Origin of the sequence: Streptomyces sedi (assembly GCF_006335015.1) — a bacterium.
Classification (GTDB): domain Bacteria; phylum Actinomycetota; class Actinomycetes; order Streptomycetales; family Streptomycetaceae; genus Streptomyces; species Streptomyces sedi.
The window spans coordinates 20,500-32,601 of the sequence record NZ_VDGT01000024.1; the positions used below are offsets into that span (position 1 = coordinate 20,500).

Here is a 12,102-nt window from a genome sequence, read left to right on the forward strand (position 1 = left end):
CGCCCGTAGTCTGGTCGTCATGGATGCGAAGGGGGCACCCACGGCGGGGGAGGAATTCCGCCTGCTGTGGTGGACGCGGCGGCGCAGCGTGGCGCTGGACGCGGGACTCGCACTGCTGTCGGCGGTGGAGTGCGGGTCGCAGGGGGTGGGATTCGCCGGCCAGACCGGGCTGCCGGTCGCGCTGGTGGTGGTGCCGGGGGTGCTGGCCGGGCTGTCCCTGCTGGTGCGCAGGCGCTGGCCGCTGGCCGTCATTCTGATCTCGATCGCCGTGCTGCCGGCCAACATGGGCGTGATGCTGGCGCTGGTCGGCCTCTACACGCTGGCCACCACGGACGCGCCGCGCCGGGTGATCGCCGCGCTGGCCTCGATGGAGGGCCTGGGCACGATCATCGTCACCTATCTGATGCTGGACACCGACCCCGGCATCAGGGAGCAGGACTTCCCCGCCTGGTTCAGGCCACTGGTCGCGTTGCTCTTCGGCATCGCCTCGGTGGTGCCGCCGGTACTGCTGGGGATGTATGTCCGGGCCAGACGGCGGCTCGTGGAGACGCTGCGCGACCGGGCGCTCGGCCTGGAGCGCGAGCTGGGGCTGCTGGCCGATCGGGCCGAGGAGCGCGCCGAGTGGGCGCGGAGCGAGGAACGCCGGCGGATCGCCAGGGAGATGCACGACGTCGTGGCGCACCGGGTGAGCCTGATGGTGGTGCACGCGGCGGCCGTGCAGGCGGTGGCGCCCAAGGACCCGGAGAAGGCCGCGCGGAACGCCGCGCTCATCGGCGACATGGGCCGCCAGGCGCTGACGGAGCTGCGGACCATGCTGGGCGTGCTGCGCTCGGCGCCGGTGGTGCCGGACCGTTCCTCGGAGTCCTCCCGGGCCTCGTCCCGGCTGGCCGAGATCGCCTCGGGACAGGGCCGCGAGGCGCATGACGGCGCGGAGCCCGCGCCGGGCGGCGAGACGCCGGCCGCCCCCGGCCCGAACGGCGACGGGCCCCGGCTGACCGGGCTGCGGGCGCTGGTCGAGGAGTCCAGGGCGGCGGGGATGCGCGTGGAGCTGGCCGTCGAGGGCGAGCAGCGCGGCTATCCCGAGCAGGTGGAGTCCACCGCCTACCGGGTCGTCCAGGAGGCGCTGACCAACGTGCACAAGCACGCGGCGGGCGCCGCCGCCTGGGTGCGGCTGGCCCACCGCGAGGGCGAGATCGCCGTCCAGGTGCGCAACGCGGCGCCCGACGGCGCCGCCCGCCGCCGCGAGGAGGCGATGCTGCCCAGCGGGGGCAACGGCCTGGTCGGGATGCGGGAGCGGGTGACGGCGCTCGGCGGCGGCTTCGTCTCGGGCCCGACGGACGAGGGCGGCTTCCGCGTCTCCGCCGTGATCCCGGACCGGCCGGAGGGGCGCCCCGGTGGCTGAGACCGCGCACGGGGAACGGGCGGCGGAGCCCGGCCTGTTCGGGCCCGGCTTCGTGGCCGACCCGTACCCCGCCTACGCCTGGCTGCGCGCGCACGCGCCGGTGCACCGCGCGACGCTGCCCAGCGGCGTGGAGGCGTGGCTGGTGACCCGGTACCGGGACGCGCGCGCCGCGCTGGCCGATCCCCGGCTGAGCAAGAACCCGTCCCGGCACAGCGCCGACCGCCACGCCTCGGGGCGGGTCGGCATCCCCGGCGAGCGCGGCGCCGGGCTGATGACCCATCTGCTCAACATCGACCCGCCGGACCACACCAGGCTGCGCCGGCTGGTCTCCCAGGCGTTCACCCCGCGCCGGGTGGCCGCGTTCGAGCCCCGGGTGCGGGAGTTGACCGAGCGGCTGGTCGACGGCTTCGCGGGGCGTGGCTCCGCCGACCTGATCGACGAGTTCGCCTTCCCGCTGCCGATCTACGCGATCTGCGACCTGCTGGGCGTGCCGGCGGAGGACCAGGAGGACTTCCGCTCCTGGGCCGGGATGATGCTGCACACCAGCGGGAAGCGCGGCGGCGTGGGGCGCGCGGTGAAGCGGATGCGCGCCTATCTCGCCGAGCTGATCCACCGGAAGCGCTCCGAGCCGGGCGACGACCTGATATCGGGGCTGATCAGGGCCTCCGACCACGGTGAGCAGCTGACCGAGGACGAGGCGGCGGCGATGGCGTTCATCCTGCTCTTCGCCGGCTTCGAGACCACGGTCAACCTCATCGGCAACGGCGTTCACACCCTGCTCGGCCATCCCGCCCAACTCGCCCTGCTCCAGGAGGGGCTGGCGGCCGGCGACGACCGGCTGCTGGCCACCGCCGTGGAGGAACTGCTCCGCTACGACGGGCCGGTCGAGCTGGCGACGTGGCGGTTCGCCACCGAACCGCTGACCCTGGGCGGCCGTTCGGTGGGCGCGGGGGAGCCGGTGCTGGTGGTGCTGGCCGCCGCGGACCGGGACCCGGAGCGCTTCGCGGAGCCGGACACCCTGGACCTGACCCGAAGTGACAACCCTCACCTCGGCTACGGCCACGGGGTCCACTACTGCCTGGGCGCGCCCCTGGCCAGGTCGGAGGCGCGGACGGCGCTGGCCGTGCTGCTGCGGCGCCTGCCGGATCTGCGCCGGGCCGGTGACGCACCGGAGCCGCGCTGGCGCGGTGGGCTGATCATGCGTGGACTGCGTTCGCTGCCCGTGGAGTTCACCCCGGAGCGTGTGACGGAACGTCAGTAGTGTGATCCGCGCGTGATCTGCGCGGGATCGGCTTGTGATCGTGCGGTGCGGACGGCTAGGTTCCCCCTCAACCGCAACAGTGTTCGTTTGGGAGGATCCGCAGATGCGCTCCGGGTCAGGTCGTCATCGTCGCCCACGGCAGGCTCCTGCCTTCATCGTCGCAGCGGGCGTCACGAGCGCGGGCATCGCCATGCCGCTGCTGAGCGCCGGTTCGGCCTCCGCGGTCAGCGACGACGCGTGGGACCGCGCGGCGGAGTGCGAGTCGGGCGGGCGGTGGAGCGCCAACGACGGCAACGGGCAGTTCGGCGGCTTCCAGTTGACCCTGGAGCGCTGGGAGCGGTTCGGCGGGCTTGAGTTCGCGATCCGGCCCGACCTGGCCAGCCGGATGCAGCAGATAGCCGTGGCCGAGCGGATGATGGCCGAGATGGGCCACGGCGCCCTGCCGGGCTGCGGGGTGACCACCGGGGTCTGGAAGGAGTACCGGCAGGAGCAGCGCGACGAGGGGGACCGCGCCGAGGAGGCCGAGGAGGCCCAGGCCGAGGAGGAGATCGGCGCCTCGCCCGAGGACTCGTCCGGCGAGGCCGAGGAGGAGCCGGCGGGCGACGGGACGCCCGAGCCCGACCCGGTGGACGAGGCCCCGGAGGCGGGGGACCAGCCGGACGAGGAGCGCGCCGGTGATCTGCCGGACGAGCGCGAGGAGTCGACGTCCGGCGGCGGGCGCCACCGTGGCGACCCGGACCCGGCGGAGTCGGGGACCGGCGAGGACGCCGGGGACGAACGCGCCCAGGACGAGCGCGAGGAGCGCGCCGACGGCGCCGCGGACGAGGACTCCGCCGAGGAGTCGGGGGACGACCGGCGGCAGGGCGACGGCGAGGGCCGCGGCGACCGGACGGGCGACCGCGCCGACGAGCCGGCGGACGAGGCGGGCGACGGCTACCGGGTGGTGAAGGGCGACACGCTCTCCCAGATCGCCCTGGACCACAACATTTCGGGCGGATGGCCGGCCCTCTACGGAGGGAACGAAACGGTCATCGGGGGCGATCCCGACCTCATTCTTCCGGGGCAGCGACTCGACTTGACCGCCAGCGGTCGTTAAGCGGCGCGCGCCGGGCGCTTCTTGGCGACGCGCGCCCCGCCGTCTGTGTGACGATCCTCTCGGTCCGGGGTGGAGTGCCCCGCTCCTCCCGACTGCCCGTTTTGGTCGCTGACCTGCGAGAAGACTTCATCTGGCGGCCAAAAACGGTCAAGTTGGGGCGATGCGGTGATCTTGATCGTTCTTGAATCGTTAGGTCGCGTGTGTTTAGTGTCCCCTCGCTCGGCCTTCCGCCGGGCGTCCGGGCCGTTACGCCGAATCCTGCCGCCGGCCCGGGGACACCATCGCGCACCACCGCAGGCAGGAGCGGGGGACCCAGCACGGTCGCGGCCACCATGGCCGCACGCACCGACCGTGTCCGCCGGGCCGGCACCGCAGAGGGTGTCGGAACGGCTCGGGGTGAAGCCGGAGCGGCGGTCCAACCGCCCCCGCCGGCCGGGCAACTCACCAGTCCCGAACCCGACAGCTGACCTCGCAGGCGTCCGGTGAGAAGGAACGTCATGCTGTTCTCCGGCAAGGGGCGTCACCGCCGTCCCGGCAAGACCACCCGCATAGCCGCCGCGGCCGGCGTCACCGGGGCGGCCGTGGCCATCCCGCTGATCGGCGCCTCCGGCGCCTCGGCCGCTTCCGTCGACACCTGGGACGCCGTCGCCCAGTGCGAGTCCGGCGGCGACTGGTCCATCAACACCGGCAACGGCTACTTCGGTGGCCTCCAGTTCTCGCAGTCCAGCTGGGAGGCGGCCGGCGGCACCCAGTACGCCGCCAGCGCCGACCAGGCCAGCAAGGAGCAGCAGATCGCCGCCGCCGAGGAGCTGTTGGCCATGCAGGGCCCCGGCGCCTGGCCGGTCTGCGGCGCCCAGGCCGGGCTGACCTCCGGCGGCCCCGCGCCCGAGGTGGACACCGGTTCCGGCTCCGGCGAGGAGTCGGCTCCCGAGGCCACCCCGGAGCCGGAGCCGGCCCCCGAGCCGGAGCCGGAGCCGGCCCCCGAGCCGCGCTCGGCCCCGGCCGAGGACGGCGAGGGCTACACCGTCGTCAAGGGCGACACCCTCTCGCGGATAGCGGACGAGCACGGCACCAGCTGGCGCCAGCTGTGGGCCGACAACGTCGACGTGGTCGGCGACGACCCGAACCTGATCCTCCCCGGACAGGAGCTGACCGTCTGACGGCGACCGTCTGACCGGTTCCTCGCGAACCCCGGGGGAACCCCGAGCGAACCCGGGGAAAGCGCCTGTGCCCGGCCGGTGTTCACCGGCCGGGCACTCGATTTTCTTCAGTGGTTAAACAAAAAGCTTTCCCCCCGGCCGGCCCGCGTTGACCAGCGATTTCCCCGTTTCTCCCGAGGCGTGGCAGGCGCCGCATGGCGGTGGCGGGCGCCGGGACGGTTAGGCTCAGGGGGTCGTAGACGCGTGCGTGCCGCCACCGGACACGCGCGGGTCGACCACACACTCTGACCAAAGGAGAACCTCGTGCCGTCCATCGACGTCGTCGTAGCCCGCGAGATCCTGGACTCGCGAGGCAACCCCACGGTCGAGGTCGAGGTGGGCCTCGACGACGGCTCAACCGGCCGCGCCGCCGTCCCCTCCGGCGCCTCCACCGGCGCCTTCGAGGCGTTGGAGCTGCGTGACGGCGACACCAACCGCTACCTCGGCAAGGGCGTCGAGAAGGCGGTGCTGGCCGTCATCGAGCAGATCGGCCCCGAGCTGGTCGGCTACGACGCCACCGAGCAGCGGCTGATCGACCAGGCGATGTTCGACCTGGACGCCACCCCCGACAAGTCCTCGCTCGGCGCCAACGCGATCCTCGGCGTCTCGCTGGCCGTGGCGCACGCCGCCTCCGAGTCCCGCGACCTGCTGCTCTTCCGCTACCTCGGCGGCCCGAACGCGCACCTGCTGCCGGTCCCGATGATGAACATCCTCAACGGCGGCGCGCACGCCGACTCCAACGTGGACGTCCAGGAGTTCATGATCGCCCCGATCGGCGCGGAGTCCTTCTCCGAGGCCGTCCGTTGGGGAGCCGAGACCTACCACACCCTCAAGAAGGTGCTGAAGGAGCGCGGCCTGGGCACCGGCCTGGGTGACGAGGGCGGCTTCGCGCCGAACCTCTCCTCCAACCGCGAGGCGCTGGACCTGATCGTCGAGGCCATCCAGAAGGCCGGCTACACCCCGGGCCAGGACATCGCGCTGGCGCTGGACGTCGCCGCCACCGAGCTCTACTCGGACGGCACCTACACGCTGGAGGGCAAGTCCCTCACCGCCGAGCAGCTGACCGACTACTACGAGGAGCTGGTCGGCGCCTACCCGCTGGTCTCCCTTGAGGACCCGCTGGCCGAGGAGGACTGGGACGGCTGGGGCCTGCTCACCGCCCGGCTCGGCGAGAAGGTGCAGATCGTCGGCGACGACCTGTTCGTCACCAACCCCGAGCGGCTCCAGCGCGGCATCGACAACAGGTCGGCCAACGCGCTGCTGGTGAAGGTCAACCAGATCGGCTCGCTCACCGAGACCCTCGACGCCATGGAGCTGGCCCAGCGCAACGGCTTCAAGTGCATGATGTCCCACCGCTCCGGCGAGACCGAGGACGTCACCATCGCCGACCTCGCCGTCGCCACCAACTGCGGCCAGATCAAGACCGGCGCCCCCGCCCGTTCCGAGCGGGTCGCCAAGTACAACCAGCTGCTGCGCATCGAGGAGATCCTCGACGACGCCGCCGTCTACGCCGGCCGCAGCGCCTTCCCGCGCTTCAAGGGCTGAGCACCCACCGGGAGTCCGCCAGGAGTGCTCGGGTGGACTTCCCCCGGCCGTCGCCGGCAGCCTGACCGTGTCCCCGCCGTCCGTCCCGTACGGTGGCGGGGACGAGTCGTGGGCAGACCACCAGACGGTGCCAGGGAGGCGATGTGGCCGCGCAGCGTGACCGGTTCTCCACCGCCACCCGGCTGCGGGCGATCGGCGAGCAGGCGGCGGCCCGGGTCTACCGGGCGCAGAACCGCAGGCTCGCCGGCCCCCGCCGCCCCGGCGGCCCGCAGCGGCGCGGCCGGCTCACCGGAAGGGCGGCGCTGCTGGCGCTGGTGATCTGCTCGCTGGTGGTCGCCCTCGCCTATCCGCTGCGGCAGTACGTGCAGCAGCGCTCGGAGATCGCCGAGCAGCGGCGGCAGTCCCGGGAGGCGGCCGACCGCGTGGAGGAGCTGCGGGACGCCAAGGCGCGCTGGCAGGACGACGCCTACGTGGAGCGGCAGGCCAGGGAGCGGCTGCGCTATGTGCGGCCCGGCGAGATCGGCTACGTGCTTCCCGACGGCGCCCCGGGCAGCGAGTCCGGCTCGGACGAACGGCTGCGCAACCGCGGCATGTTGGCGCCCCAGCCCTGGCACCAGAACCTCTGGGACGGCGTCGACCGGGCCGACCGGCCCCGGTGATCCTCCGGCTCCGGGTCGTGCGCGGGGCCCGTTCTCTGTGACACTCGTGGGCGTCGACACTCGTGGTCGTCCGTGAGACACGTTGCCCTGTGAGAAGAGTTCATCCGTGGAAACCCCGACCCCGACCGATGTCTCGGTGATCCGGGAGCAGCTGGGGCGTCCGCCCCGTGGGCTGCGCGCGATCGCCCACCGCTGCGCCTGCGGCAATCCCGACGTGGTGGAGACGGCGCCCCGGCTGCCCGACGGCACGCCGTTCCCCACCACCTACTACCTGACCTGCCCGCGCGCCGCCTCCGCCATCGGCACCCTGGAGGCCAACGGCGTGATGCGGGAGATGACCGAACGACTGGGCAGCGACCCCGAGCTGGCCGCCGCCTACCGGGCCGCCCACGAGGACTACCTCGCGCGGCGGGACGCGATCGAGGTGCTGGTGGGCTTCCCCAGCGCCGGCGGGATGCCGGAGCGGGTGAAGTGCCTGCACGTGCTCGTCGCGCACTCCCTGGTGGCCGGCCCCGGCGTCAACCCGCTGGGCGACGAGGCGCTGGCGATGCTGCCGGAGTGGTGGCGTTCCGGCCGCTGCGCCACGGGGACGGCGCCGACCGGGCCGGCCGAGTCCGCCGAGTCCGCCGAGTCCGTCGAGTCCGTGCGAGGAGAGAACGCGTGAGCCTGACGACCGCCGCCGCCATCGACTGCGGCACCAACTCGATCCGGCTGCTGGTCGCCGACGCCGACCCCGCGACCGGCCGACTGGTCGACCGCGAACGCCGGATGGAGATCGTGCGGCTCGGCCAGGGCGTGGACCGCACCGGCCGGTTGGCGCCCGAGGCGCTGGAGCGCACGCTGGCGGCCTGCCGCGGCTACGCCGAGGTGATCGCCGCGCACGGGGTGACCCCCGACCGGCTGCGGTTCGTCGCCACCTCGGCCTCCAGGGACGCGGAGAACCGCGCGGAGTTCGTCGACGGCGTCCGCGCGATCCTGGGCGTCGAGCCCGAGGTGATCACCGGCGAGGAGGAGGCGGCGCTCTCCTTCACCGGCGCGACCAGGGAGCTGGCCGGCCGGCCCGAGGTGGCGCGGCCGTTCCTGGTGATGGACATCGGCGGCGGCTCCACCGAGTTCGTCCTCGGCGACGAGGGCGTGACGGCGGCCCGCAGCGTGGACATCGGCTGTGTGCGGCTGACCGAACGCCATCTGACGGCGCCGGACGGCACGGTGGCCGACCCACCGGGCGCCGAGGCGCTGGCCGCGCTGACCGCCGACATCGACGCGGCGCTCGAACTGGCCGCCGAACGCGTGCCGTTGGAGCGTGCCGGCACGCTGGTCGGCCTGGCCGGCTCGGTCACCACGGTGGCGGCCATGGCCCTCGAACTCCCCTCCTACGACCCGTCCGCCATCCACCACGCGGTGCTGGAGCGGGACCGCGTGCGGGAGATCGTCGACTGGCTGCTGACGGCCACCCACGAGGAACGGGCCGCCGTCCCCTCCATGCACCCCGGCCGGGTGGACGTCATCGGCGCGGGCGCGCTGGTGCTGCTGCGGGCGATGGAACGGGCCGACGTTCCCCGGGTGACAGTCTCGGAGCACGACATCCTGGACGGCATCGCCTTCCACGCGGCGGGCGAGGTGCGTTAGCGGCCCGTGGGAGCGTTCCGGAGGTCGCCGCGAAAAAGATCGTGAAGTTATTCACATGAGCGAGCTGCACGGGCGTCTCGAAAGCGCCCCGAACGGGGGGTGCGGCGGGATGGTGGCCGTCTCGGCGGCCCCGGTCGTGCGGGGCGTGGCCGGTCGGGTGAGTCGGGGGCGCGGCGCCCTGGAGGGCGGCGGTGCCGCTTCGACCTGGATCGTTCGCTTGTGAGGTGAGGGAGTGCCGGATTCCGGTGCTCCGTCCCGATCCTCACCGGAAGGCGTTCCTCCTCGGTGGGGCGCGAAGTGTAGCAGAAGCCCGGTCGAAGCTTGTGAAGCCCCTCACGAGGTCCCCGTCGAGGCGGGTGGATACTCGATGGCATGAGCACCACGGAGCGTCCGCGCATTCTCGTCGTAGGTGGGGGTTACGTCGGTCTGTACGCGGCCCGCCGCATTCTGAAGAAGCTGCGGTATGGCGAGGCCACCGTCACCGTCGTAGACCCTCGCTCCTACATGACCTACCAGCCCTTCCTTCCCGAAGCCGCTGCCGGCAGCATCTCCCCGCGGCACGTCGTGGTGCCCCTGCGTCGCGTGCTGCCCAAGGCGGAGGTCCTCACCGGCCGCGTCACCACCATCGACCAGGACCGGCAGGTCGCCACCGTGGCGCCGCACGTCGGTTCCTCCTACGAGCTTCCCTTCGACTACCTGGTGGTGGCGCTCGGCGCCGTCTCCCGCACCTTCCCGATCCCCGGCCTCGCCGAGCAGGGCATCGGCATGAAGGGCGTCGAGGAGGCCATCGGCCTGCGCAACCACGTCCTGGAGCAGATGGACAAGGCCGACTCCACCACCGACGAGGAGATCCGCCGCAAGGCGCTCACCTTCGTCTTCGTGGGCGGCGGCTTCGCCGGGGCCGAGACCATCGGCGAGGTCGAGGACATGGCCAGGGACGCCACCCGCTACTACACCAGCATCAAGCCGTCCGACCTGCGTTTCGTGCTGGTCGACGTGGCCGACCGCATCCTGCCCGAGGTCGGCCCCAAGCTCGGCGAGTGGGGCCTTGAGCACCTCAAGCAGCGCGGCATCGAGGTCCACCTCGGGACCTCGCTGAAGTCCTGCGTCGACGGCCACGTCGTGCTGAGCAACGGTGTCGAGGTGGACTCCAGCACCCTGGTCTGGACCGCGGGCGTCAAGCCCAACCCGGCGCTGGCCGAGTTCGGCCTGCCGCTCGGCCCCAGGGGCCACGTGGACACCGAGCCCACCCTCCAGGTCAAGGGCACCGGCCACGTCTGGTCGGCCGGCGACAACGCCCAGGTCCCCGACCTCGCGATGCGCGAGGCCGGCGAGGAGAACGCCTGGTGCCCGCCGAACGCCCAGCACGCGCTGCGCCAGGCCAAGGTCCTCGGCGACAACGTGATCTCCGGGATGCGCGGCTTCCCGCAGAAGGAGTACAAGCACGCCAGCATGGGCGCGGTCGCCGGCCTCGGCCTGCGCAAGGGCGTCGCCATGATCAAGCTCGGCAGGCTCTCCTTCCGCTTCCGCGGCCGGCTCGGCTGGTATCTGCACCGCGGCTACCACGGCATGGCGGTCCCGACGTGGAACCGCAAGGTCCGGGTCTTCGCCGACTGGACCCTCGGCCTCTTCCTCAAGCGCGAGGTCGTCTCGCTGGGCGCGATGGAGCACCCGCGCGACGAGTTCCACGAGGCCGCGGCCCCGCCGGCCGCCGCCAGGCTCGCCCCGCCGCCGGCCGCGCCGGCCGAGGACGGCAAGGCCAGGGAGCGTTCCGGCGCGAACGCCGGCTGACCCGCCGAGCGCACCGAAGCACGCCGAAGGGGCGGGCGACCCGAGTGGTCGCCCGCCCCTTCGGCGTCGCGTCGCGCCACCGCCGTGGGCCGGGCGGACCAATCCGCGCGCGGTCCCGGGGGAAAACGCCGGAATCGGCGGCGGATCAGCGGCGTTCCATGGTCACTGGACGCCAGGGTGAGCCCGGGCGCATGTCCATATCCACGGAGGTTTGTCCCGTGACTGTCGCTTCCCGTCTCTCAGCTCTGACCGAAGAACTACTCGGATCCCCGCCGCCGCTCCGTCTCCGGGCCTGGGACGGCAGCGAGGCCGGCCCCGCGGGGGGCCCGGTCCTCGTCGTCCGCCGCCGCAGGGCGCTGCGCCGGACACTCTTCCGCCCGGGCGAACTGGGCCTGGCCCGCGCCTGGGTGGCCGGCGACATCGATGTCGAGGGTGACCTGTACGAGGCCCTGACCGCGCTCACCGGCCTGGTCTGGGCCCGCCCCGACAGCGCGACCGTCCCCCGCTCCCGGATGGCCGCCGCCGTTCCCGAACTGCTCGCGCTCGCGGGCCCCCTGCCCCTCCCCGTCAGCCCGCCCCGCGAGGAGAACCGCCGCCGGTCCCCGGGGCGCGCGCACTCCCAGCGCCGGGACCGCGGCGCCATCAGCCACCACTACGACGTGAGCAACGAGTTCTACGAGCTGGTGCTCGGCCCCTCCATGGTCTACTCGTGCGCCGTCTGGGGTGAGGAGACCGACGACCTCCAGGACGCTCAGGCCGCCAAGCTCGACCTGATCTGCCGCAAGCTCGGCCTGCGCGAGGGCCAGCGGCTCCTCGACGTGGGCTGCGGCTGGGGCTCCCTGGTGCTGCACGCGGCCCAGCGGTACGGGGTGCGCGCGGTCGGCGTGACGCTCTCCACCGAGCAGGCCGAGTACGCCAGGGAGCGGGTCGCGAAGGAGGACCTGACCGACCGGATCGAGATCCGGGTGCAGGACTACCGGCGGGTGGACGACGGGCCGTTCGACGCGATCTCCTCGGTGGGGATGGCCGAGCACGTCGGCGACGCCAGGTACCAGGAGTACGCCGACCGCCTCTTCCGGCTGCTGCGCCCCGGGGGCCGGCTGCTCAACCACCAGATCGCCCGCCGGCCGATGGCCGACGAGTCCCGCTACCGGCTCTCCCCGTTCATCGACGCCTATGTCTTCCCCGACGGCGAACTCGCGCCCGTGGGACGCACGCTGGACCTGCTGGAGCGGGCCGGCTTCGAGGTGCGGGACATGGAGTCGCTGCGCGAGCACTACGCCCTGACGCTGCGCCACTGGGTGCGCCGTCTGGAGCGGGAGTGGGACCGCGCGGTGCGGCTGGTGGGCCCCGCCAGGGCGCGGATCTGGCGCCTCTACATGGCGGCCTCCGCGATCCAGTTCGAACGCGGCCGGATCGGCGTCAACCAGCTGCTGGCCGTCCGCACCCCGGACGACGGCCGCGCGCCGCTGCCGCTGCGACCGCGCGCCTGGGTGGAGCCGGCCTCGTAGCTCCGGGGC

10 protein-coding genes are annotated in these 12,102 nt (G+C 73.3%); all 10 read left to right on the forward strand.

The annotated features are described in order from the left end of the window. Positions 1-19 precede the first annotated feature (19 nt). The 10 genes from FH715_RS24485 (at position 20) to FH715_RS24530 (ending at position 12,093) form a co-directional block, all read left to right on the forward strand. Positions 20-1,402, forward strand: a complete 1,383-nt coding sequence (locus FH715_RS24485; protein WP_139648995.1) for a sensor histidine kinase — start codon at positions 20-22, stop codon at positions 1,400-1,402. Next, positions 1,395-2,663 carry a cytochrome P450 family protein gene (locus FH715_RS24490; protein ID WP_139648997.1) on the forward strand — a complete coding sequence of 423 codons (1,269 nt, stop codon included), beginning with the start codon at positions 1,395-1,397 and terminating at the stop codon, positions 2,661-2,663. Before FH715_RS24485 ends, FH715_RS24490 begins: the two co-directional genes overlap by 8 nt. Before the next feature lie 190 nt (positions 2,664-2,853). Then, entirely contained in the window at positions 2,854-3,759 is a 906-nt protein-coding gene (locus FH715_RS29410; protein WP_281290775.1) for a transglycosylase family protein, read from the forward strand. Between the two features lie 497 nt (positions 3,760-4,256). Beyond that, entirely contained in the window at positions 4,257-4,919 is a 663-nt protein-coding gene (locus tag FH715_RS24500) for a LysM peptidoglycan-binding domain-containing protein (protein ID WP_139649001.1), read from the forward strand. A gap of 303 nt (positions 4,920-5,222) precedes the next feature. Beyond that, the gene (eno, locus tag FH715_RS24505; protein ID WP_139649003.1) at positions 5,223-6,503 is read left to right on the forward strand and encodes a phosphopyruvate hydratase; all 1,281 of its coding nucleotides are present in this window, start codon (positions 5,223-5,225) and stop codon (positions 6,501-6,503) included. Between the two features lie 143 nt (positions 6,504-6,646). Continuing rightward, positions 6,647-7,162, forward strand: a complete 516-nt coding sequence (locus FH715_RS24510; protein WP_139649005.1) for an FtsB family cell division protein — start codon at positions 6,647-6,649, stop codon at positions 7,160-7,162. Positions 7,163-7,268: 106 nt separating this feature from the next. Next, positions 7,269-7,826, forward strand: a complete 558-nt coding sequence (locus FH715_RS24515) for a DUF501 domain-containing protein (RefSeq protein ID WP_246108951.1) — start codon at positions 7,269-7,271, stop codon at positions 7,824-7,826. A gap of 2 nt (positions 7,827-7,828) precedes the next feature. Then, positions 7,829-8,791: a Ppx/GppA phosphatase family protein gene (locus FH715_RS24520; protein ID WP_139649127.1), complete on the forward strand. Its 963-nt coding sequence runs from the start codon at positions 7,829-7,831 to the stop codon at positions 8,789-8,791. Between the two features lie 372 nt (positions 8,792-9,163). Next, positions 9,164-10,582 (forward strand): NAD(P)/FAD-dependent oxidoreductase, encoded by a 1,419-nt coding sequence (locus FH715_RS24525; RefSeq protein WP_139649007.1) that lies wholly within the window; start codon positions 9,164-9,166, stop codon positions 10,580-10,582. A 191-nt stretch (positions 10,583-10,773) separates the two neighbouring features. Further along, positions 10,774-12,093: an SAM-dependent methyltransferase gene (locus FH715_RS24530; protein WP_139649010.1), complete on the forward strand. Its 1,320-nt coding sequence runs from the start codon at positions 10,774-10,776 to the stop codon at positions 12,091-12,093. Positions 12,094-12,102: the final 9 nt, after the last annotated feature.